This is a genomic window from Streptomyces sp. KR55 (genome assembly GCF_052245645.1).
Lineage (GTDB): Bacteria > Actinomycetota > Actinomycetes > Streptomycetales > Streptomycetaceae > Streptomyces > Streptomyces flavusporus.
Map to the genome: position 1 here is coordinate 1 of NZ_JBQQCE010000129.1, position 22,118 is coordinate 22,118.

Here is a 22,118-nt window from a genome sequence, read left to right on the forward strand (position 1 = left end):
AGCCGGGTGAGGTCGGCGGCGGCGGCGAACAGCCGGCGGCCGGTCTGCTCGCCGTAGGTGCCGCGCAGCATCGGCTCGCACTCGTGCTCCAGGTAGCGCACGAGGGCCTGGCGGGCGTGGCCGCCGCCGTAGGCGTTGTCGAGGGTGCGGAACAGCTCGCCGACCGAGCGCAGCGCGGCGATGTCACCGGCGGTGACCCGATGGCCGGAGGCACGTTCGGACTGGCCGCGCTGCCGGGGCACCGCAGGGCGGCCCTGCGGGGGCACCCGGGTGAGCAGCTCGCCGCGGGCCACCTTCTCGTCGGCCCGCCCGATCAGCCAGTCCCGGCTGGGCACGACGAGACCGGCCGCGGTGAACGCGATCTTGCGCAGCTCGGCATGGCTGCCGGAGTCCTTGCGCCACAGTCCGCTGACGATGTCGACGGCCTCCTCCGGCCCGGCCGCGAACTCCAGGCCGGCGTAGACCGGGGCGCAGGCGTCCAGGCCCAGGTCCTGCGCGGTGAGCCGGCGCCCGAGCCGCCGCGTGAACACCTCGGCGATGAGGGCCGGGGTGGCCCCTCTGGGCTGCTGTCCGCGCAGCCAGCGAGTGACGGAGGTCTTGTCGTATCTCAGGTCGAGGCCGTGCTCGAGGCCGAGCTGGTCCACACGACGGGCCAGACCTGCGTTGGAGAATCCCGCTTCTGCGATGAGCGCGGCGAGCTGGCGGTTGGGAGTGCGCTGCGCGGGTCGTTCCGTCATCTGCGGTGCGGTCTCCTGCCTTTCGGGCCTCGCAGAGGCCCTGCGGTGCCCGGATTGCCTGTGAGCAGCCCTTATGGCCTCGTGAACGGCGCGAATGTAGCGGAGAGTGAGCAGCTGATCGCACACTTCGACGTTCATTCATCCGATCGTGTGAGGATTGCCCTCGGGGCTGACGCGCTCGGAGCAGTCGTACAGTGGCGTAGGCGCATTTCATGCCTTACGACCTTCTAGGGAGGCGCTTGCCGTGAGTGAGTTGCGGTTCGTCCGGATGGGATTCGGTGCGGACGCCGTCGAGTACCAGGAGGCGTGGGACGAACAGCGCCGGGTGCACGCGGCACGGTTCGCCGACGAGATCCCCGACACCGTGCTGCTGCTGGAACACCCGCCGGTCTACACCGCGGGCCGGCGCACGGCCGACAACGAGCGCCCCCTGGACGGCACGCCGGTCATCGACGTGGACCGCGGCGGCAAGATCACCTGGCACGGCCCGGGCCAGCTGGTGGGCTACCCGATCCAGAAGCTGCCGCGCCCGGTGGACGTGGTGGCCCACGTACGGCGCCTGGAGGAGGCGCTGATCCGCACCTGCACGGAGTTCGGCCTGGAGACCACCCGGGTCGAGGGCCGCAGCGGGGTGTGGGTGCTGGGCGACCCGGTGGAGCAGCGCCCGGCCCTCGGCGGGCTCTCCCTCGACTTCGACCCGCGCCTGCAGGACGAGGAGTTCGACCCCCGTCTGAACGGCCCGGAGTACGCCCCCTCCAACGCGGGCCAGCGCCGCGAGGACCGCAAGATCGCGGCGATCGGCATCCGCGTCGCCAAGGGCGTCACGATGCACGGCTTCGCACTGAACGTGAACCCGGACAACAAGTGGTTCGACAAGATCATCCCGTGCGGCATCCGGGACGCGGGGGTCGCCTCCCTCGCGAACGAACTGGGCCGCGACGTGACGATCGAGGAGGTGCTGCCGGTGGTGGAACGGCACCTGAGGGACGTACTGGAAAACGCGGACCTGAAGCCGCGTGAGATCGAACGGGCGTCGGCATAACAACGGCGCCGTAGCTGCGTAGCCACGCAGCTGCGGGCAGTCGTGCCTTCCCCAGTGCCTTAAAGGGCCTGGGGACCCTCCAGGGCGGCACGGGTGGGCGCAGCGGCACCCCGCAGCGCGGGCGAGCTTTGCCCCCCCCCCAGCCGCAGCACCGGGCAACCACACAACCCGGGAATGCGGCCCAGGCCCCCGCAGGTTGCCCACCACGCAGGACCGAAAACTGCACGGGCGTACCCTGGTGTACGCCGAAGAATCGAAGCTACAGGGAGCCGACGTGTCCGCAGTCGCACCCGACGGACGCAAGATGCTGCGCCTGGAGGTCCGCAACAGCCAGACCCCCATCGAGCGCAAGCCCGAGTGGATCAAGACCCGGGCGAAAATGGGTCCCGAGTACACGAAGATGCAGAACCTCGTGAAGAGCGAGGGCCTGCACACGGTCTGCCAGGAAGCTGGCTGCCCCAACATCTACGAGTGCTGGGAGGACCGTGAGGCCACGTTCCTCATCGGCGGCGACCAGTGCACCCGGCGCTGCGACTTCTGCCAGATCGACACCGGCAAGCCCGAGGCCCTCGACCGCGACGAGCCCCGCCGCGTCGGCGAGTCCGTGGTCACCATGGACCTGAACTACGCCACCATCACCGGCGTCGCCCGCGACGACCTGGCGGACGGCGGCGCCTGGCTGTACGCCGAGACCGTGCGCCAGATCCACCAGCAGACCGCGCACCGCGAGGCCGGCCGGACCAAGGTCGAGCTGCTCGCCCCCGACTTCAACGCGGTCCCGGAGCAGCTCGAGGAGGTCTTCTCCTCGCGCCCCGAGGTCTTCGCACACAACGTCGAGACGGTGCCCCGGATCTTCAAGCGGATCCGCCCCGGCTTCCGCTACGACCGCTCCCTGAAGGTCATCACCGCAGCCCGCGACTACGGCCTGGTCACCAAGTCCAACCTGATCCTCGGCATGGGCGAGACCCGCGAGGAGGTCAGCGACGCGCTGCAGCAGCTGCACGACGCCGGCTGCGAGCTGGTCACCATCACGCAGTACCTGCGCCCGTCCGTGCGCCACCACCCCGTGGAGCGCTGGGTCAAGCCGCAGGAGTTCGTGGAGCTGAAGGAGGAGGCCGAGCAGATCGGCTTCTCCGGTGTCATGTCCGGCCCGCTGGTCCGCTCCTCGTACCGCGCCGGTCGCCTCTACCAGATGGCGATCGAGAAGCGTGGTACGTACATCGCCGCGCAGGCCGTCTGACCCGCCGTCACACCGTCACTCCCCGCAGGTGTTACGACAATCGTGTGAATTCACGCACAAGTAGCTACCCGTGAGTAGTGACCGATTCGGCGCGGTCCTGACCGTCCTTGCAGATAGGGGCGTACGTCAGGGCCGCGTCAGCGTTTCCACCCCCCGCATCAAGGCTTCATTGGTGTTTGACCGGTCGGTCACGCCCTGGTAACACCAATCAGTGACCCTGGACTCACGCCACGTAAACCCGGCCCCGAAGCCGTACCGAGGGGGGACCTTCACCATGCAGGCCGCGCCCGTTCGCGCCACAGCGATCCCGTCCTTCACCACCGCCCTGCGCGCCGTCGAGTCGCTGCTGATGAGCAGCGGCCAGCGCACCGCCCGCCGCAACGCCTGGACCTCCGTTCTGGAGGACCGCCGCCGGGCCAAGGACCGGGTCGAGGCGCAGCGGGTGGTGGAGCAGGTCCTCGCCGGCCGTTCCTGAACCCGTACTGCCCGTACTGCCGTCGAAGGCACTCCGGGAGCCACGTAGACTCGTGGCATGGCGAGGAAGGAAACTGCAGCGGACGCTGCGAACCCCGGGCGACTGAAGCAGATCGCTCTGACCTACAAGATGACCCGCAGGGCCGACAAGACGATCGGTCTTGTACTCGCAGCAGTAGGAATCGTCACCTTCGGTGTCTTCCTCGCGATCGGTTTCCTGATCGGTCACCCCTACTATCTCGGCATCCTGGGCCTCCTGCTCGCCTTCCTCGCGACGGCGATCGTCTTCGGACGCCGGGCCGAGCGGGCCGCCTTCGGGCAGATGGAGGGCCAGCCGGGCGCCGCCGCGGCCGTGCTGGACAACATCGGCCGGGGGTGGACGACGACCCCCGCGGTGGCGATGAACCGCAGCCAGGACGTGGTGCACCGGGCCGTCGGCAAGGCCGGCATCGTGCTGGTCGCCGAGGGCAACCCGAACCGGGTGAAGAGCCTGCTGGCCGCCGAGAAGAAGAAGATGAACCGGGTCGTCGCGGACGTGCCGGTGCACGACCTGATCGTCGGCACGGGCGAGGGCACGGTCGAGCTGAAGAAGCTGCGCACGACCATGATGAAGCTGCCGCGCGTGCTGACCGGGCCGCAGGTCACCGCGACCAACGACCGGCTGCGGGCGATGGGCGACCTGATGAGCAACATGCCGCTGCCGAAGGGGCCGATGCCCAAGGGCATGCGGATGCCGAAGGGCGGCGGGCCGAAGGCCCGGTAAGGCCATCGGTTCACGTCATTCAGGGGCCGGGCCCCGGAACCTTCGCGGTTCCGGGGCCCGGCCCATGAATATGTGGGGGTCTGAATATGTGGGAGATCAGATCCTGACCTCGACCGTGCGCGCCAGCCGGTCGTGCAGTCCCCGGCCGTCGCGGTCCCAGATCAGCGCGGGGAGGGCCACGCACAGCAGGGCCGTGCGCAGCAGGGCGCGGCCGGGGTGGACGGTGCCCGTGTCGAGGGCGACCACGCGCAGGCCGAAGAGGCGCTTGCCGGGGGTGGAGCCGACCGTGCCGACGGTCAGGACGCCCAGCACGAAGAAGATCAGCAGGGCCCAGTTGCCGGTGGCCTGCTCGTAGCCGTCCGTGATCAAGCTGTATGCGATCAAGAGGCACAGGGCCCAGTCGACGGCCAGTGCGCCGAGCCGCCGGCCGGGGCGGGCGATCGAGCCCGGCCCTTCCTCCGGCAGTCCGAGCTGCTCGCCCCGGTAACCGAAGTCGGCACCCGCGTCCTCCATGGCCGCGCGCGGGCCGGAGAGCCATGATCCGATTGCTTGCCTCTTGTCCACCCGACCACGGTACTGCGCCCGGATTTGACCGGGGTACGGCGGGGTCGTTCCGCGCTACCGTGGAACGGAACCGGTTAACTTCTGCGAAACAAATGGGTCACGCCCGAGAAATGACGCGTCCCTAGGGTCGAGGTCAGCGTGTGCCACCGCACTGGCCGCACGAACGAACTACCACCCCGGCGGGACGGTCGGGAGTAGGAGGAGCTGGATGTTCCAGAACGCCGACGAGGCCAAGAAGTTCATCGCGGACGAGGACGTCAAGTTCATCGACGTCCGTTTCTGCGACCTGCCGGGCGTCATGCAGCACTTCACGGTGCCCGTCGAGGCGTTCGACCCGGACGACGAGCTCGCCTTCGACGGATCCTCGATCCGCGGCTTCCAGGCCATTCACGAGTCCGACATGGCGCTGCGCGCCGACCTGTCGACCGCCCGCGTCGACCCGTTCCGCCGCGACAAGACGCTCAACATCAACTTCTTCATCCACGACCCGATCACCGGCGAGCAGTACAGCCGTGACCCGCGCAACGTGGCGAAGAAGGCCGAGGCGTACCTGGCCTCCACCGGGATCGCCGACACCGCGTACTTCGGCCCGGAGGCGGAGTTCTACGTCTTCGACAGCGTGCGCTTCAAGACGTCCGAGAACGAGTCCTTCTACCACATCGACTCCGAGGCGGGCGCCTGGAACACCGGTGCGCTGGAGGACAACCGCGGCTACAAGGTCCGCTACAAGGGCGGTTACTTCCCGGTCCCGCCGGTCGACCACTTCGCCGACCTGCGCGCCGAGATCTCCCTGGAGCTGAACCGCGCCGGCCTGCAGGTCGAGCGCCAGCACCACGAGGTGGGCACCGCCGGCCAGGCCGAGATCAACTACAAGTTCAACACGCTGCTCGCCGCCGCCGACGACCTCCAGCTCTTCAAGTACATCGTGAAGAACGTCGCCTGGCGCAACGGCAAGACCGCGACCTTCATGCCGAAGCCGATCTTCGGCGACAACGGCTCGGGCATGCACGTCCACCAGTCGCTGTGGAGCAACGGCGACCCGCTGTTCTACGACGAGCAGGGCTACGCCGGCCTGTCGGACACCGCCCGCTACTACATCGGCGGCATCCTCAAGCACGCCCCGTCGCTGCTCGCCTTCACCAACCCGACGGTGAACTCCTACCACCGTCTGGTGCCGGGCTTCGAGGCCCCGATCAACCTGGTGTACTCGCAGCGCAACCGCTCCGCCGCGATGCGTATCCCGATCACGGGCTCCAACCCGAAGGCCAAGCGCGTCGAGTTCCGCGCGCCCGACTCCTCCGGTAACCCGTACCTGGCCTTCTCGGCCCTGCTGCTGGCGGGCCTGGACGGCATCAAGAACAAGATCGAGCCGGCCGAGCCGATCGACAAGGACCTGTACGAGCTGGCTCCCGAGGAGCACGCCAACGTCGCGCAGGTCCCGACCTCGCTCCCGGCCGTCCTCGACTCCCTCGAGTCCGACCACGAGTTCCTCCTCCAGGGCGACGTCTTCACCGCCGACCTGATCGAGACGTGGATCGACTTCAAGCGCACGAACGAGATCGCTCCGCTGCAGCTGCGTCCGCACCCGCACGAGTTCGAGCTGTACTTCGACGTCTGAGAAACCCGACGTCCGAGATGCGGTGAGGGCCGCCACCTGAAGTACTTCAGGTGGCGGCCCTCGGCCGTGTGCCTCCGGTCCGGCAGAATCGCTACCGCCCTCAGCCCACCACGATCACCACGGGGCCGCCGCCGAAGCGGTCGAAGCGGTCGAAGTGGTCGAAGCCGTTGAACCCGAACCGGTCATCGAACCGGTTGCCGAAGCGGTCGCCGAAGCGGTCGCAGTCGCCCCACCAGTCACAGTGGCCCCAGTTCGTGGGAGTGCCGGCCGTGGTGGCCGGGGTGGCCGCCGAGGCCGTACCTGCTGTGCCGATCGCGGCGCCACCAGCCATCAGTACGCCGATGGCGGACAGCGCGAGGAGACGCCTAGCACGGGGTGCGTTCATGGAGATACCTTCCTTCCATCCCATCGTGCGGTCATTGCACGAGCTGGACGGATGGCCGCGGCCGCAGCGGTAGAAGTACGGCGCGGTCGTCGGTGTTGCCGCCTGAGTGCGAGGAGTACGTTTTCAGCCGCCGGCGTCTCCACGGGAATCCCGCCGACGGAAGGCAATCCCAGGTGCGGCCTTCCCCTAAAGGCTAGTCTTCCCTCGATCACTCAGCATCTTGAATGACAAGAGGTATGGAGCGAAGAGGTATGGAGCGGGGGATGTCGGAAAAGGATCACTGGGAGCACGAGTTCGACCACAAGTGGGCGAACGACGCCGAGCACAAGGAGCCCTCCGCCCGGGCCCGGATGCTCGCCGCCCGCTGGAAGCACAATCCGCCGGAGCCGGTGCCCTTCCGGGGCGACCCCGACCCGGTGCGGCCCCGCCGGTCGGGGTGGATATCGACGGCCGTGGTCCTGGGGTGCGTCGTCGCGGTGATCCTGCTGCTGGGATACATCAACTTCCGCGCGCCGTACTAGGCCCGGGCTCACCGGAAGCCTTTGCCGGTCCCAGGGCTGATCGCGACCGCTTCATGGGGCGACGCGGGTGCACACTGGGCAGTGGGACGAGTGCCTGAACGCAGGGTGGTGTTCCATGCACAGCCGCTTCCGGAGCGACCCGCGGTTGACCGTGCGGATGACGGTCACGCTGTTTCTGCTCGGCTTGTTGTACGTGGCGTTCGTCGCCGCGTTGATCGCACTGCTGAAGTCCTGGGTGCTGGTCGTGGTGGTCGCGGCGGCGCTGCTGGGTGCGCAGTACTGGTTCTCCGACCGGATCGCGCTGTACGCGATGCGCGGCCGGATCGTGGAGCGGGACGAGTATCCCGAACTGCACGGCGTGGTCGACCGGCTGTGCGCGGTCGCCGACATGCCCAAGCCGGTGGTCGCCGTGTCCGACATGGATATGCCGAACGCGTTCGCGACCGGGCGCAACGCCGATCATGCGGTGGTCTGTGTGACCACCGGGCTGCTGCGGCGGCTGGAGCCGGCCGAGCTGGAGGGCGTGCTCGCGCACGAGCTCTCGCACGTGGCGCACAAGGACGTCGCGGTGATCACGGTCGCGTCGTTCCTGGGCGTGATCGCGGGGTTGATCGTGCGGTTCGCCTTCTACTCGCAGGTGTTCGGAGGGCGCCGGGACCAGAACACGGCGGTGGTCTTCATGACGGTGATGGCCGTCTCCGCGGCCGTGTACGCGATCAGCTTCCTGCTGATCCGGGCCCTGTCCCGGTACCGGGAACTGGCGGCGGACCGGGCGGCGGCGCTGCTGACCGGACGGCCCTCGGCGCTGGCGTCCGCGCTCACCAAGGTCTCCGGCGACATCGCCAGGATCCCGACGAAGGACCTGCGGACGGCGCAGGCCTTCAACGCCTTCTACTTCACGCCGGCCCTGGGCTCCGGGCCCAGCATCGGACGGCTGTTCTCCACCCACCCGACCCTGGAGCAGCGGCTGGAGCAACTGGGGCGGATCTCCGGGGAGTTGGGTGAGGCGGCGCCGCCCGGGAAGGGCGGCTGAGGATGGGGCTGCTGGACATCCTGCTCGGTCGCACGAAGCCGGTCGCGCCCGATCTCGACCAGCTGTTCGCGCTGCCCTCGGCGGCCGTCACCCTGCAGGCCGCGACCTCCTTCACGCCGACCGGGCACGGCGCGGTGTGTTTCGCGACGGTCGAGGGCGGCGCCTTCGAGCAGACGCACCGCGAGGTGCAGGCCCTGCTGGACGCGGACGCCGACCGCACCGGGCCCCCGGTGGAGCTGGAACGGGACGCCTACGGCTACTCCTGGCTGGTCTCCCGCCGCGGCCCCGACGAGCTGCCGCTGCTCGTCAACGACCTGCACGCGGTGAACAGCTCGATGGAGGTCAACGGCTTCGGCCCGCAGCTGCTGTGCTCCCTGGCCGGCTTCCAGGACGGGCCCGCTCGCCGGCTCGCGCTGGTCTCCCTCTACAAACGCGGCGCCTTCTCCCCGTTCGCGCCGCTGCCCGGCGCGGGGCAGCGGCGCGACAACGCGCTCGAGCTCCAGGTGAAGGCGGCCCTCGCCGACGACCTGCGGATCGAACAGGACCTGGGGCGCTGGTTCCCGGTGTGGGGCGCCCCGGGGCTGTGACCCGGGGCCGCCGTCACCACAGGTCCCGCTCTCACCTGCTCTTCTCGCGCGCCTGGCGGCGGGCCTCCAGGGGACGCTCGCGGCGGTAGCGGCGCTCCCACTTGGCCTGCCTGTCACGGCGGTCGCGGTACGCCTTGTACGTCGCGGGCGCCGACCCGGACGGGGCCGCGCCGCCCGACGAGGACGTAGAGGACGCGCCTCGCCCGTACTGCACGTACACGAAGAGCAGGGCGACGGCGGCGAGCCAGTAGAGGTGGTTTCCGAATCCCAGGACGACCAGGACGACCGTCCCGGAGATGACGATGGTGCCCATGACGGGCCTCCCTGGGCGGTGGATTGGGGTGCCTCGAGAGTGCACCGGGACGTGGGGGTGGCGCATCTCCTTTTCTTCCGACTGCGTGCCCCTCAGCACGGCTATAGAGTCGGGAAAAAGGGGCGAAACGTTAATAAGGGGTGTCCGGCATGAGCAATCTCTTCGTCGTCGCGTACAACGACCTCGCCACCGCCGAGCAGGTGCGGCAGAAGCTGTTCGACCTGTCCAAGCAGCATCTGGTCGAGCTGGAGGACGCGGTGGTCGTCGAGCGGCGGGAGGACGGAAAGATCAAGCTGCACCAGGCCGTGAGCCACACGGCGGCCGGAGCGGCCGGCGGCGCCCTGTGGGGCGGTGTGATCGGACTGCTCTTCCTGGCGCCGCTGCTCGGCGCAGCCGTGGGCGCGGCGGCCGGAGCGGCCGGCGGTGCGGTCACCGACACAGGCATCAACGACAACTTCATGAAGGAGCTCAGCCAGAATCTGCGCCCGGGCGCGGCAGCACTGTTCGCGCTGATCAAGCAGGCGGCCGGGGACAAGGTGATTCCGGAAATCGCCCCGTACGGCGGCCAGTTGGTGCAGACGTCACTGAGCCAGACCGAGGAGGACCAGCTGCGCGAGGCACTGGCGGCGGCCAGGGCACCGAAGACGGAGAGCACGCCTCCCCCGGCCTGACCGGCGTGAGTGAATGGGGGCCATGAGCTGGCTCTCCCCTTTCACCCATGTCCACGACGGTGAACGCCTGAACGCGGTGTACGGCGGTGGCGCGGGAACGGCCACCGCCGTTGTGCTGCACGGCGCGGGCAACAGCGCCAAGGAGCGGCTGCTGCCGCTGTTGAGCGAGTTCGTCGCACACGGCTGCGGCGGGCTGGCCCTCGACTTCTCCGGGCACGGCGAAAGCACGGGCGAACTACGGAAGTTGAGCCTTCGACGACGTTTCGAGCAGGCCGTGTCCGTGATCGACGCGCGGGTCCCGGCGGACGAGGCGCTGGTCCTGGTCGGGTTCAGTATGAGCGGCCAGACGGTGGCCGATCTCGCCGCGCACTACGGGGAGCGGGTCGCGGCGGTGGGCCTGTGCGCGCCCGCGGTGTACGCGGCGCAGGCCTGGGACGTGCCGTTCGGGTCGGGCGACGGCCGCTTCAGCACCATCATCCGCACACCGGACAGCTGGCGCGCCTCCCCCGCCCTCGACGCGCTGCGGGCGTACGAGGGCCGTGCGGTGCTCGCGGTGCCGGGCACGGACACGGTGATCCCGCCGGCCGTGACGGAGGCGGTGCAGGCCGCCCTGGCCGCCCGCGCCCAGTTCCCCGCTTCGAACTGCCGGACGCCGACCACTCATTGGGCCTGTGGTTCCGCGACCACGCCGACGACCGACGGGAGTTCGTGACGGCGGTCCTGACCGGGCTGGGCGAGCAGGGCTGGACGGCGACCCGAGCAGGGCTGACCAAGCAGCTGCCGGCAGCACGCCACATCGCCGACACCGCCCCGATGTCCGGCGGTTGGAGCTCGCAGATGCGGCGCCTCACCCTCGACGACGACACGGGCCTGGTCCTGCGGACGTTCGTGCAGCCCTTCTTCCGGCGGCACGCCCCGGGGCTGCTGACCCGCGAGGCCACCGTCCTCACCGCCCTCGCCGCACAGGAGGACGTGCCCGCGCCCGAGCTGGTCGCCGTCGACGCGACAGCCGAGCACTGCGATCACCCCTCCCTGCTGATGTCGCTGCTGCCGGGCAGGGTGCGGGTCGACGAGGAGGACCTGGACCGGCGGCTGGATCTGCTCACGGCCCAGCTCGTACGGATTCACCAGGTCGTCCCGCCGGAGCGGCCGCGCCCGTACCAGGCGTGGACCTCTCCGGAGCGCGTACGTGTCCCGGGCGGCACGCTGTGGGAGCGGGCCGTGGACGTCATCCGGGCCGAGCCCCCGGCGTACAAGGGGTGCTTCCTGCACCGGGACTTCCACCCCGGGAACGTGCTGTTCACCGGTGCGGGCGCGGAGCTGCGGGTCAGCGGTGTCGTGGACTGGGTCGAGACCTCGTGGGGACCGGCCGACCTCGACGTCGCCCTCCCCCACTGCCTTAAGGGCGTGGGAGGTGCCCCCCGTTCGACCGCCCTCGCCCTGCTGCACGGCCCGGAGCACGGGCTGGGCTTCCGGGACCGCTACGAGGCACAGGGCGGACGGCGACTGGCCGACGACCCGGACCACCTCTACTGGCGGCTGCTCGACGCACTGGCCTACGCCCCGGACGCGGAGAAGCTCGCGGGACCGTGGCGCGAGCTGGGCCGAACGGACCTGACGCCCGACGTGCTGGGCGAACGGCTGGAGGCGTACGTGCGCGGGCTTCTGTCGCGCCACGGCTGACCGGCCGACACCGTTGCGCAGGGGCGTTTTCGCAGGTGGCGGCCGATCAAGACCCTCAAGTACCGATCGGCGAATTCCGGCAACGCCGGCGCCGGGCGCCGCACAACAGCACGGCACCCGGCGCCATCACTCAGCGCGTGTACCGCATCAACGCCCGCACCATGTGACACGTCGTGTCCGACGGCGGGTGGACGCCGATGAGTTCCGCGGTGCTTCGTATCGTCTCGTTCCGGGCCTGGTTCGGCACGTACACGCCCGAGTCGAGCAGGGCGATCGCAAGGCGCATCGCCTTGAGCCGCCGGTTGTGCGAGATGTACCACTCACGCGGACGCCCCGGCGGCAGCGGCCGCTTCTCCACGGGCGTGTACGGCCGGTCGAGCGGCACGGGACGGTTGGCGGTGGACTGGGTCGGCAGCGGCTTCAGTGCGGCAGCGGGCACAGGCATCCTCCTGTCGCGGTCAGAGCGCCGCCCGGACACCCCGGCGACACCCTCGAACACTGCTTCCAGTCTACTGGCCGCCACTGACATCCGGGGAGCCAGCGAACCTGCCAAACACCCAGGTGAGCGGGGATTTCCGCCGTGTCACACACGATCTGCGAGGTGTCTGTGAGGCGACGGCATATTCGAACAGAGCCCGTCGTTGCGACCCTGACCTCAGGGAGGTCGTGCGAGGCGATCGCGGCGGCGTACCGTGCCCGCATGGAAATCTGGATCAACCCCGCCTGCTCCAAGTGCCGCAGCGCTGTCAAACTGCTCGACGCCGAGGGCGCCGACTACACCGTCCGCCGCTATCTGGAGGACGTACCGACCGAGGACGAGATCCGCGACGTACTGAGCCGGCTCGGTCTCGAACCGTGGGACATCACCCGCACCCAGGAGGCCGTGGCCGAGGAACTCGGCCTCAAGGACTGGCCACGGGACGCCGCCTCGCGCGACCGGTGGGTCACGGCGCTCGCCGAGCACCCCAAGCTGATCCAACGGCCCATCATCACCGCGGACGACGGCACGGCGGTGGTCGCCCGCACCGACGAGGCCGTACGCGAGGCCCTGTCCCGTTAGCACGGTTGGCACGGCCCCGCCGACAACTCCCGTGTGACGTACGTTACTTCAACGTACTCCTGTAACCGATGAGTAACCTCGTTCGGGATCTCGTACATAGCGGCGTACGCTCCCCTACCTCCCAGGAGGCGCGCATGTCGCGTAGGAGAACTCTCAGTACGAAGAAGAAGATCGCGCTGCTGGTGAGCGCGGCGACGGTGGCGGGCGGTGGTGCCTTCGTCATGGCGAGCACCTCGAACGCCGCGCAGTCCGCGTCCGAGTCGAGTGTCTGCCAGGGTCTCGCCACCGCCCTCGGGAACAACCAGCGGTTCATCGCGGACCAGCAGGCCAATCCCGACGCGCAGTCCGCGGCCCGGATCGCCAACCGTGAGGCGGTCATCGCGGAGATCGAGCGCAAGCAGGAGGCGTCCGGGTGTGTGGTGGGGGAGTCGGCTCAGGGCTCCCAGGCCGCACAACCGGGCGGAGACGGCCAGGACGCCGGTCAGGACGCCGGTCAGCAGGTGGATGAGGCCGGCGGCGGGCAGGCCGCGCAGCCGGCCGAGCCGTCCGAGCCCGCCGCCCCGGGCGACGGCGCCGCCGCCTCCGGCGAGCAGGTCTGCAACGGCTCCACCGTCACGCTGTCCGGCGAGGGCGGTGCCCCGGCCGCATCCAGCAACCAGTTCCCGGCGGGTACGAAGCTGAAGGTCACCAACCTGGACAACAACAAGTCCACGACCGTGGAGGTCACTTCGGTCTCCGGCAGCTGTGTCCTGCTGAACAACGCGGCCTTCGAACAGGTCCGGGAGCCCGGCAAGTTCCTGATCCGCCGGGCCGTGATCGAGAAGGTGGGGTGAGGCTCGACCGCCGAGGAAAACGCTGATGCGGCGGTCAGGCCCGCCCCGGCCGCCGCGTCGTACGTGTCATCGGTCCTGCTGCTCCCGGCCAGGAGCAGCAGGACCGGCACGTCCGGCGCCGGGCGGAGCATCACGCGTCCGCCGCGCCCCCATCGCATACGAGCCGCCCGACCGGCCCCACCGCATCCGCGCACCGCGCGTTTCCGCAGGTCCTGCGCGCCCGGCCCGCCCTCACAGCGTGAACCACGCCACAGCACCACCAGGTAACACGGGGTTCACAAACGGGCAATGATCGGGAAATCGCCCGTTGACAGGCTGCCGGGCAAACAAGCGCGGCGCCTCAGTGCCGCAGCGCCGCAGCACCCGCAAACGCGCCCAGACCCACCCCCGAAGGATGTGGCCCGTGACCTTCAAGGCTGAGTACATCTGGATCGACGGCACCGAGCCGACGGCCAAGCTTCGTTCCAAGACGAAGATCATGGCCGACGACGCCAAGGGTGCCGAGCTGCCGATCTGGGGCTTCGACGGGTCCTCCACCAACCAGGCCGAGGGCCACGCCTCGGACTGTGTACTGAAGCCGGTCTTCTCCTGCCCCGACCCGATCCGCGGCGGCGACGACATCCTGGTGCTGTGCGAGGTCCTCAACACGGACATGACCCCGCACTCCTCCAACACACGTGCCCCGCTGGTCGAGGTCGCCGAGAAGTTCGCCGCGCAGGAGCCGATCTTCGGCATCGAGCAGGAGTACACCTTCTTCGACGGTTCCCGCCCGCTCGGCTTCCCCGAGGGCGGCTTCCCGGCCCCGCAGGGCGGTTACTACTGCGGTGTCGGCGCCGACGAGATCTTCGGCCGTGACATCGTCGAGGCCCACCTGGAGAACTGCCTGAAGGCGGGCCTGGGCCTGTCCGGCATCAATGCCGAGGTCATGCCCGGCCAGTGGGAGTTCCAGGTCGGCCCGCTGTCCCCGCTGGAGGTCTCCGACCAGCTGTGGGTGGCCCGCTGGCTGCTCTACCGCACCGCCGAGGACTTCGGCGTCTCCGCCACGCTCGACCCCAAGCCGGTCAAGGGCGACTGGAACGGCGCCGGCGCGCACACCAACTTCTCCACCAAGGCGATGCGTGAGGGCTACGACGCGATCATCACCGCGTGCGAGTCGCTCGGTGAGGGCTCCAAGCCGCTCGACCACGTCAAGAACTACGGTGCCGGCATCGACGACCGTCTGACCGGTCTGCACGAGACCGCCCCGTGGAACGAGTACTCCTACGGTGTCTCCAACCGTGGCGCCTCGGTCCGTATCCCGTGGCAGGTCGAGAAGGACGGCAAGGGCTACATCGAGGACCGCCGCCCGAACGCCAACGTCGACCCGTACGTGGTGACCCGTCTGCTGGTGGACACCTGCTGCTCCGCCCTGGAGAAGGCCGGCCAGGTCTGATCCACACGCTCGAAGTCGAAGGGCGCCCGCCGTGTCGGCGGGCGCCCTTCTTCTTTTCGTCGGGGCGTTGTCAGTGGTGCGTGTCATCGTTGGGGCATGGAGATCGACGGGGGCCTTCGCATCAAGGTCGAGACGGAGAACTGGCAGACGCACGCGCGGATCTCGGCGGCGCGGCTGCGGGAGCTGGTGGAGCGCATCGGCGGCGCCGGGGACCGCTTCCTGGTGGTGCAGCGGATACCGGACGTCCCGGATGTGTTCGCGCAGGTGTGGCACGAGGAGGGCGGGGACTACCGGCTCGAGCACCGCGCGGGCGAGGACGGGTTCTTCGGTACGAACCTCGGCGAGCCGGAGCGCGTCGCCGACCTTCTGACGGGCTGGGCGCGGCAGAGAGACGGCTGGGGCGCCGACGTGGCGTGGGAGCCGATCGAGCCGGCGCCGCGCGAGGAGGTTCCCGAGCTGCCGGACGAGGTGCGGGAGAAGGTCGAGGAGCAGGTGCGGCTGCGGCTGCGCTGCGGCTACGACTCGCGCAAGGAGCTGGCCGATATCGCCGAGGACTACCTGGTCGACGGGGACGAGCGGCCGGTGTCGAGGGCGCAGGCGTGGCAGCTGGTCGACCGGCTGTGGCTGGAGCGGCTGGCCGAGCAGGAGACCTGGGAGGGCGTCACCGACCCGGAGCGGCTCACGCGTGCCTTCGATGCGCTGGAGGGCAAGGGCATCACCGCCCGGGAGAACTTCGCGTGTTGCCGGGGCTGCGGCATGGCCGAGATAGGCGCCGAGCGGGAGGGCGCGCGTGGCTTCGTCTTCTTCCACCAGCAGGGCACGGAGTCCGCAGCGGACGGGTACGGGCTCGCGCTCTACTACGGCGGTTTCGACGAGTCGGAGGAGACGACCGGGTCCGTGGGGCGTGAGGTCGTTGCGGCGCTGGACGCGGCCGGGCTGTCCGCCCAGTGGGACGGCGATCCGGGCCGGGCGATCACCGTCACGCCGCTGAACTGGCACAAACGGCTGGAGGGATGAGGGAAACGGCATCGAGTTCCGGCGGGCGGACGTCCGAGGTGTGAGAGGAGGGTCCGGTTCCTGGCGGGTGTCTGCTTCAATGAGGCTATGGCCAGCTTCCAGAAGCACTCCGCGACGGGTCGCCATGACCTCGAGCCCTTCTGGCCTTCCCGTCAGCACCACGACTTCGACCGGCTGTGTTGCCGCGCGCTGACCGCGCCGGCCCGCTGACGCCGTACACACCGGCCTTCGGCCAGCGCGACACGACGTACGTCCCCGTCGGACTTCTCGCGCGAAAGAGCTGACCTCGCATGGCGACCACCCCTGCTTCCCTGTCCCGTTCCCTGAACACCGCTCCTGCTCCCGGCAGCCCGCGGCACCGACTGCGTGCCGTCGACCGGGACGAGGTGCTCGATGTCGCGGAGTTCCTGCCGCCGGGTGCCACCTGGCTGCCCGCTCCGCAGCACACCCTGCCCAACCTGCCGGGCCGCCCGCCCATGGTCGGCTACCTGGTGCTCGTGCCGGCCGATCAGCAGCCGCCGTTCCTGCCGGTGGCGGTACCCGACGAGCCGCAGCCGGACGCCCTCGACACCACCACCGACACCGAGCCGCTCATCCGTATCGACGCCCTGCAGCGCACCGCCGAGGTGGCCGGGCGGGAGCTCGACCTCACGTACCTGGAGTTCGAGCTGCTCGCTCACCTGGTGGCGCACCCGCACCGGGTGCACACCCGCGACCAGCTGGTCACCACGGTGTGGGGCTACGGCCATGTGGGCGACGGCCGCACCGTCGACGTCCACATCGCCCGACTGCGCCGCAAGCTGGGCCCCGAGCACCGGCAGGTGATCCTCACGATCCGCCGCGTCGGCTACAAGTACGCTCCACCGACCGGGAGTTGACCGCCGGCCGACTGCCGGTCGCGGACATCTGATGGCCGCTGCCGGGCACCACCTGACCGTCTGCTGTCGGCAGAACCCGGTTCCGTCCCGCCGCTCCCCCGGGCACAGTCACCGGCATGAGACTGCTGATGCTGGGTGGTACGGAGTTCGCGGGACGGGCGGTCGTGGAGGCGGCGCTCGGGCGTGGCTGGGACGTGACCGTGTTCCACCGGGGGCGGCACGCGGCCCCGGCCGGGGTGCGGTCGCTGCACGGTGACCGCACCGCGCCCGACGGGCTCGCCGCCCTCGCGGACGGCGCATGGGACGCCGTGGTCGACACCTGGTCGGCGGCGCCGCTCGCGGTGCGGGACGCGGCGCGGCTGCTGCGGGGCCGCGCCGGACGGTATGTGTACGTGTCGAGCTGCTCGGTGTACGCCTGGGCCCCGCCCGCCGGCTACACCGAGGACGCGCCCCTGGTCGAGGGCGCCGAGCCCGACGCCGACCACACGGACTACGCCCGCGACAAGCGCGGCGCCGAGCTGGCCGCCGTCGAGGCCTTCGGTGCGGAGCGCTCGCTGCTGGTGCGGGCCGGGTTGCTGCTCGGGCCGTACGAGAACGTCGGCCGGCTCCCCTGGTGGCTGACCCGGATCGCCAGGGGCGGCCCCGTGCTGGCGCCGGGCCCCCGGGAGCTGCCCCTCCAGTACATCGACGTCCGCGATCTCGCCGAGTGGATCCTGGACGGGGTGGAGCAGGAGCTCAGCGGGCCGTACAACCTGATCGGACCCCGGGGCCTCACCACGACGGGCGAGCTGCTCGAGGCCTGTGTGCAGGTGACCGGCGCGGCGGCCGAGCTGCGCTGGACCGACCCCGAGGTGGTGCTGGAGGCGGGCATCGAGCCGTGGAGCCAGTTGCCGGTGTGGGTGCCGCCGGGGAGCGAGCTGCACGACGCCCTGCACGGCGCGGACGTGTCCCGGGCGCTGGCGACGGGGTTGCGCTGCCGGCCGGTCACGGAGACCGTGGCCGACACATGGAGCTGGCTGCAGGACCTCGGCGGCGCCGCCCCGCAGCGCCCGGACCGGCCGCCGGTGGGCCTCGATCCGGAGGTGGAGGCGAAGGTCCTCGCGACCGGCCATCCGGACGAGAGTCGCTGAAACTCCACGAAATCCACCACCCGGCTCGAACACTTCACGTGAGATCACCACAACTCCCGGTGTTCCTGGGGTAGTTGGGGCTGAATTGTCTCGCGAATCTCTCATCAATTTCTGATCCGTCTGAACACCGGTGGGACGACCTCCGTATGGAAGGGAGCCGCTTCACTCCTGTCGGGCGCCTCGATGCCCCGAAAAAGGAAGTCAGAGGAGTTCCATGGGACGCAACACGAGAAAACGCCGTACGCCGCTGGCCACCAAGGCCATTGCCGCATCGGCGGCCCTAGCGCTCGGTGGGGGCGGGCTGGTATGGGCCAACTTCTATGCCTCGGCACATGAAGACGAGTCTGGGTGGAACCAGACGAAGGCCACGGCTGCCCAGGTCGCGACGATCAACTGCCCGGACGTCGGCCAGAAGCTGACGGACGTGCCGGAGGGCGCGCGCCAAGGTGTCGCCAAGGAGCTGGCGCTGCTCGACAGGCAGATCACGGATGCCTACACGCGTCTCGCGGAGACGCGTCAGGCCCAGGCGGGGGACGCCAGTTACGTCGACAACGCCATCCTCGGCCCGCTGAAGTCCAAGCGGGTGGCCACCCTCGACCGGATCGGCATCAACATCAACCGGGCGGGCGGTGAGGCTCCGCAGGGTCTCGACCAGCTCGCCCAGTGCCAGGGCGTCCCGGCCGAGCAGCCGGAGCCCAACGACGGTGACGGCCAGGACCAGGACAACGACGGCCAGGACCAGGACCAGAACAACGACGGTCAGGACCAGGGCGACGGCCAGGACGGCGGTCAGGACCAGGGGGACGGTCAGGACCAGGGCAACGGCGGTCAGGCCGGCAACGGCCCGGTGGCCGACGACTTCATCAACATCGAGGACGTTCAGCCGGGCTCCCGCAACCTGCCGAACGGTCTGGCCGCGAACGGTGACAGCGGTTCGACGGGCAGCTTCACCACGAACTGCGGCACCAACGAGAACGAGAACCGCAACTCGGACAACGTGATCGTGGCGCCCGGTGTCTCCAACGGTGCGCAGCACCAGCACGACTACGTCGGCAACCAGGCCAACAACGCCTTCGCGAGCGACGAGGACCTGGCGAACGGCGACACCAGCTGCCAGAACCAGGGCGACAAGTCGTCGTACTTCTGGCCGGTGATCCGTCTGCAGGACGGTACGCAGGACATCGACCAGGACCAGCCCGGTGGCGGTCAGGACGGCAACGTCGGCAAGATCGTCGAGCCCAGCGAGGCCGAGCTGAAGTTCGTCGGCAACCGGACGAGCGATGTCGTCGCGATGCCGACGGCGCTGCGCATCATCACCGGTGACGCCAAGTCCTTCACCAACGGCCTGGGCAACGCCAACACCTCCTGGAGCTGCACCGGCTTCGAGGACCGGCAGGTGACGGACAAGTACCCGATCTGCCCCGAGGGCAGCAGCGTGGTGCGGACGTCCAACTTCCAGAGCTGCTGGGACGGCCAGAACATCGACAGCGCCAACCACCGCACCCACGTGGACTTCGTGGAGGCGGACGGCACCTGCTCGAACGGTTTCCAGGCCATTCCCCAGCTGCAGGTCCGGCTGGTCTACGACATCCCGGCCCCGCAGATCGAGAACGGACAGGTGGCGAACGCGTTCGCGATCGACTCCTTCCCGGAGCAGCTGCACAAGCCGATCACCGACCACAACGACTTCATCAACTTCTTCGACGAGGGCCTGATGAACGAGATGGTCGACTGCATCAACAACGGCGAGGACTGCCAGTAGTCCTGACCCGGTAGGAAGCCGGCGGTGGGATGTCCCACCGCCGGCTTTCGTTTGCGTCCGGACTTTCGCGGTCAGCCGTTGTGGCTGCCACTGTTGTGACCGCCGCTGTTGTGACTGCCACCGGGATTCATGTGCGCGGACCCCTCCTCCATGGTCCCGCCGAGCCGGCCCTGCAGCGCCGTGACCGTCTTCTCCTCGCCGACGGCGACCCACTTGCGGCCGACGAGGTAGTAGCCGCCGTAGTCCTTCGCCCCGTTCAGCCACTCGCGCTGGCCGCGATCGGTGGCGAAGGTCGCGAGGACGAACCTGCCGTCGGTGTTCTTGCAGACGGCCTGGCGGATCTCGTCGGCGTCCGTCGTCATGTTCGGCTCGCACTTCACCTCGGCGGCCAGGTGCTCCAGGCTGCCGGTCGCCGTCTCCGGTACGGCCGCCTGGTCGCCGTCGGAGCCGCAGCCCGCCAGCGCCAGCACCGCCACGGCGCCGCTCAGGGCGAGCATCGGTCGGGTCAACCTCATCTGTTCCTCCGGTCCGGTCTTGGAGCAGGCACACATGCGCCTCAGTTCGATACGGCTGCGGCCCGCTCAGCGCTCAAACCGATACCTCCGCGCGTACGGCTGTGCGAAGGTGGGCCGGTGAACCAGGACTGGGAAGACCGAGTGGCCGCCACCTGGGCCACCTTCGACGACTACACCGACGACCGAGCGGCCGACTTCCGCGCCGTGATCGACGCGCTCGTCGCCGAACTGCCCGAGGGCAGCCCCCTCGGGCCGTTCGAGCAGGCCTGCGCCTGGGACTCGACGGGCCACTCGGACAAGGCGGTCCCCCTGTACCGGGAGGCGCTGGCGCGCGGGCTCGACGGCTACCGTGGCCGACGGGCCAAGATCCAGCTGTCCAGCTCGCTCAGGAACATCGGGCAGCCGGAGGAGGGCGTCAAGCTGCTGACGCCCGAACTGGACGCACCCTGCGACGAGTTGGATGATGCGGTACGGGCCACGCTCGCCCTGTGCCTGTCGAGTCTCGGGCGTGATCGCGAGGGCCTGTCCCTCGTCCTGGGCGCCCTCGCGCCCCATCTGCCGCGCTACCAGCGGTCGATGGCGAACTACGCCCGCGCCCTGGTCGACCCCCAGGACTGACGCACCGGGTGGCGGTGACCAACCGCTGATTCGCTCGTTCTGCTGAACGTGCAGTCACAGGATGTCGCCCAGCGCCAGAGCTCCGCACCAGCCGCCCCCACCGACCCGGTGGTCGACGTCGAGCAGGCCGAGGCCGCGCTCGTCGAGCACTATCCGCGGCTCGTCCGCCTCGCCTATCTGGTACTGCCACCGAGCCTGGGCCGCAACCGGCGCGTCCTGACCGCGCACTCCCTCACCCAGCGCGCCCTGCCACGCGGCCGGGCCTCGGCCTCCGTGATCCCGGCCCAGTCCACGGGCCAGTCCACAGGCCAGGGCCGGGACGGCGACCCGGGCTACGCCTTCGTCCGCCTCCAGGTCCTGCGGACGGCGCTGGAGGCGGCCCTGCCGCTGCGGCGCAAGGCGTGGCCCAAGCGCTCCCAGCTGCCGCCACTGCTCCCCCAGGTGTGGGGTCTCAAGCTCTTCCCGCGCTCCGGCGGCGCCGATGAACTGGCCCTGGACCAGCGGCTGTCCGCCCTGTCCGCCCCCGCCCGCGCCGCCTACGTCCTGCGCGGCCTGGAGCGGCTGGCCGACCCCGATGTGCACCGGGTACTGACGGCCGCCGGCGTCGACGATCCGGAGGCGGCGCTGGGCGAGGCCGACGCCGTACCCGCGCAGTACGCGCTGCTCGACTCCCCCGAGTTCGACCCCTGCTCGCTCCAGGCCCGGCCCACCGACCTGATGCGCCGCCGCCAGCGCACGAAGGCCGCGCTCGCCGCCGCGGCGGCCCTCGCCGTGAGCGGGGCGCTGCTCGGCCTGCCCGGCGACGGCTGGGGCCCCGACGGTGCCGCGGCCCCGTCGTACGCGCAGAACCCGGCGGCCGAGGCGGCCCTCGACCCCAGCAGGCTGATGAAGGTCTCCCCCGCCGCCTGGCGGTCCTCCGCCCGCACGGACTTCTCCGTCTGGCCCGCGCGCGGCGACCTCACCGGCGACCGGGCGCTGCTGCGTCGCGCGCTCGCCGTCTGGGCACGCCCCGGCGAGACCGTCCAGGTCTCGACCACCCCCGGCACCCCGTCCGGCGGCCCGGCCGGCCCGCCCCAGCTGCTGTACGCGGGGAACGTCGACAACGCGCGCGTGGTGATCCTCTACGACGGTCTGCGCCTCGCCCGCTACGCCGAGCCGAAGGACGGCACTGCCGGCGCCGCCCTCGACTTCGCCCGCACCGACGGCGCCACCGGGGCCGAGGCGAACGCCGTGGTCCTGTAC

General features: G+C 70.1%; 22 protein-coding genes and 3 pseudogenes. 19 read left to right on the forward strand and 6 right to left on the reverse strand.

The window, feature by feature from the left end; all coding sequences use genetic code 11:
* Window positions 1-737: pseudogene (locus tag ACTWQJ_RS20235) on the reverse strand (regulator); the annotation flags it as partial.
* 244 nt (window positions 738-981) lie between these two features.
* Here ACTWQJ_RS20235 and lipB point away from each other — a divergent pair.
* The 4 genes from lipB to ACTWQJ_RS20255 all read left to right on the forward strand — a co-directional run bounded on the left by lipB (window position 982) and on the right by ACTWQJ_RS20255 (window position 4,256).
* A complete protein-coding gene (lipB, locus tag ACTWQJ_RS20240; RefSeq protein WP_129802985.1) occupies window positions 982-1,779 on the forward strand; it encodes a lipoyl(octanoyl) transferase LipB in 798 nt (265 codons plus the stop codon).
* Between the two features lie 274 nt (window positions 1,780-2,053).
* Window positions 2,054-3,019: a lipoyl synthase gene (gene lipA / locus ACTWQJ_RS20245; RefSeq protein ID WP_385780355.1), complete on the forward strand. Its 966-nt coding sequence runs from the start codon at window positions 2,054-2,056 to the stop codon at window positions 3,017-3,019.
* Between the two features lie 274 nt (window positions 3,020-3,293).
* Entirely contained in the window at window positions 3,294-3,494 is a 201-nt protein-coding gene (locus ACTWQJ_RS20250) for an SCO2195 family GlnR-regulated protein (RefSeq protein ID WP_224733085.1), read from the forward strand.
* Between the two features lie 57 nt (window positions 3,495-3,551).
* Window positions 3,552-4,256, forward strand: coding sequence for a DUF4191 domain-containing protein (locus ACTWQJ_RS20255; protein WP_443308032.1), 705 nt, complete (start codon window positions 3,552-3,554; stop codon window positions 4,254-4,256).
* A gap of 96 nt (window positions 4,257-4,352) precedes the next feature.
* Here the strand turns inward: ACTWQJ_RS20255 and ACTWQJ_RS20260 are convergent, their stop codons facing one another.
* Entirely contained in the window at window positions 4,353-4,820 is a 468-nt protein-coding gene (locus ACTWQJ_RS20260; RefSeq protein WP_224733087.1) for an RDD family protein, read from the reverse strand.
* A 208-nt stretch (window positions 4,821-5,028) separates the two neighbouring features.
* Between ACTWQJ_RS20260 and glnA the strand changes: the two genes are divergently transcribed.
* Entirely contained in the window at window positions 5,029-6,438 is a 1,410-nt protein-coding gene (glnA, locus tag ACTWQJ_RS20265) for a type I glutamate--ammonia ligase (RefSeq protein ID WP_443308033.1), read from the forward strand.
* Between the two features lie 100 nt (window positions 6,439-6,538).
* On the opposite strand, the gene ACTWQJ_RS20270 is transcribed toward glnA, so the two are convergent.
* Entirely contained in the window at window positions 6,539-6,823 is a 285-nt protein-coding gene (locus ACTWQJ_RS20270) for a hypothetical protein (protein WP_443308034.1), read from the reverse strand.
* A 263-nt stretch (window positions 6,824-7,086) separates the two neighbouring features.
* Between ACTWQJ_RS20270 and ACTWQJ_RS20275 the strand changes: the two genes are divergently transcribed.
* The 3 genes from ACTWQJ_RS20275 to pspAB all read left to right on the forward strand — a co-directional run bounded on the left by ACTWQJ_RS20275 (window position 7,087) and on the right by pspAB (window position 8,964).
* Window positions 7,087-7,344: an SCO2583/SCO2584 N-terminal domain-containing protein gene (locus ACTWQJ_RS20275; protein WP_443308035.1), complete on the forward strand. Its 258-nt coding sequence runs from the start codon at window positions 7,087-7,089 to the stop codon at window positions 7,342-7,344.
* 115 nt (window positions 7,345-7,459) lie between these two features.
* Window positions 7,460-8,377, forward strand: a complete 918-nt coding sequence (gene htpX, locus ACTWQJ_RS20280) for a zinc metalloprotease HtpX (RefSeq protein ID WP_443308036.1) — start codon at window positions 7,460-7,462, stop codon at window positions 8,375-8,377.
* Between the two features lie 2 nt (window positions 8,378-8,379).
* Window positions 8,380-8,964 carry a PspA-associated protein PspAB gene (gene pspAB / locus ACTWQJ_RS20285; protein WP_443308037.1) on the forward strand — a complete coding sequence of 195 codons (585 nt, stop codon included), beginning with the start codon at window positions 8,380-8,382 and terminating at the stop codon, window positions 8,962-8,964.
* A gap of 31 nt (window positions 8,965-8,995) precedes the next feature.
* Here the strand turns inward: pspAB and ACTWQJ_RS20290 are convergent, their stop codons facing one another.
* The gene (locus ACTWQJ_RS20290) at window positions 8,996-9,277 is read right to left on the reverse strand and encodes a hypothetical protein (protein ID WP_443308038.1); all 282 of its coding nucleotides are present in this window, start codon (window positions 9,275-9,277) and stop codon (window positions 8,996-8,998) included.
* Window positions 9,278-9,426: 149 nt separating this feature from the next.
* Here ACTWQJ_RS20290 and ACTWQJ_RS20295 point away from each other — a divergent pair, with 149 nt between their 5' ends.
* Window positions 9,427-9,948 (forward strand): DUF1269 domain-containing protein, encoded by a 522-nt coding sequence (locus ACTWQJ_RS20295; protein ID WP_443308039.1) that lies wholly within the window; start codon window positions 9,427-9,429, stop codon window positions 9,946-9,948.
* Between the two features lie 13 nt (window positions 9,949-9,961).
* A pseudogene (locus ACTWQJ_RS20300) lies at window positions 9,962-11,631 on the forward strand (alpha/beta fold hydrolase).
* A gap of 130 nt (window positions 11,632-11,761) precedes the next feature.
* On the opposite strand, the gene ACTWQJ_RS20305 reads toward ACTWQJ_RS20300, so the two are convergent.
* A complete protein-coding gene (locus ACTWQJ_RS20305) occupies window positions 11,762-12,070 on the reverse strand; it encodes a hypothetical protein (RefSeq protein ID WP_443308040.1) in 309 nt (102 codons plus the stop codon).
* 261 nt (window positions 12,071-12,331) lie between these two features.
* Between ACTWQJ_RS20305 and ACTWQJ_RS20310 the strand changes: the two genes are divergently transcribed.
* The 7 genes from ACTWQJ_RS20310 (at window position 12,332) to ACTWQJ_RS20340 (ending at window position 19,743) form a co-directional block, all read left to right on the forward strand.
* Window positions 12,332-12,691, forward strand: a complete 360-nt coding sequence (locus ACTWQJ_RS20310) for an arsenate reductase family protein (RefSeq protein ID WP_443308041.1) — start codon at window positions 12,332-12,334, stop codon at window positions 12,689-12,691.
* Window positions 12,692-12,825: 134 nt separating this feature from the next.
* Complete coding sequence (locus ACTWQJ_RS20315) at window positions 12,826-13,524, forward strand: hypothetical protein (RefSeq protein ID WP_443308042.1); 699 nt, start codon at window positions 12,826-12,828, stop codon at window positions 13,522-13,524.
* 403 nt (window positions 13,525-13,927) lie between these two features.
* Entirely contained in the window at window positions 13,928-14,956 is a 1,029-nt protein-coding gene (gene glnII, locus ACTWQJ_RS20320; protein WP_443308043.1) for a glutamine synthetase, read from the forward strand.
* Between the two features lie 96 nt (window positions 14,957-15,052).
* Window positions 15,053-15,973: a DUF6891 domain-containing protein gene (locus tag ACTWQJ_RS20325; protein ID WP_443308044.1), complete on the forward strand. Its 921-nt coding sequence runs from the start codon at window positions 15,053-15,055 to the stop codon at window positions 15,971-15,973.
* Window positions 15,974-16,263: 290 nt separating this feature from the next.
* Window positions 16,264-16,851: a winged helix-turn-helix domain-containing protein gene (locus tag ACTWQJ_RS20330; RefSeq protein WP_443308045.1), complete on the forward strand. Its 588-nt coding sequence runs from the start codon at window positions 16,264-16,266 to the stop codon at window positions 16,849-16,851.
* A gap of 116 nt (window positions 16,852-16,967) precedes the next feature.
* Complete coding sequence (locus tag ACTWQJ_RS20335; RefSeq protein WP_443308046.1) at window positions 16,968-17,981, forward strand: SDR family oxidoreductase; 1,014 nt, start codon at window positions 16,968-16,970, stop codon at window positions 17,979-17,981.
* A gap of 214 nt (window positions 17,982-18,195) precedes the next feature.
* Window positions 18,196-19,743 (forward strand): DUF1996 domain-containing protein, encoded by a 1,548-nt coding sequence (locus ACTWQJ_RS20340; protein ID WP_443308047.1) that lies wholly within the window; start codon window positions 18,196-18,198, stop codon window positions 19,741-19,743.
* A gap of 71 nt (window positions 19,744-19,814) precedes the next feature.
* Here ACTWQJ_RS20340 and ACTWQJ_RS20345 read toward each other — a convergent pair whose 3' ends face one another.
* Window positions 19,815-20,258 carry a hypothetical protein gene (locus ACTWQJ_RS20345; protein ID WP_224738722.1) on the reverse strand — a complete coding sequence of 148 codons (444 nt, stop codon included), beginning with the start codon at window positions 20,256-20,258 and terminating at the stop codon, window positions 19,815-19,817.
* Window positions 20,259-20,375: 117 nt separating this feature from the next.
* On the opposite strand from ACTWQJ_RS20345, the gene ACTWQJ_RS20350 reads away from it, so the two are divergent.
* Together ACTWQJ_RS20350 and ACTWQJ_RS20355 are read left to right on the forward strand one after the other, a co-directional pair.
* Window positions 20,376-20,876: a tetratricopeptide repeat protein gene (locus tag ACTWQJ_RS20350; protein WP_443308048.1), complete on the forward strand. Its 501-nt coding sequence runs from the start codon at window positions 20,376-20,378 to the stop codon at window positions 20,874-20,876.
* Window positions 20,877-20,924: 48 nt separating this feature from the next.
* Window positions 20,925-22,118, forward strand: a pseudogene (locus ACTWQJ_RS20355) (hypothetical protein); the annotation flags it as partial.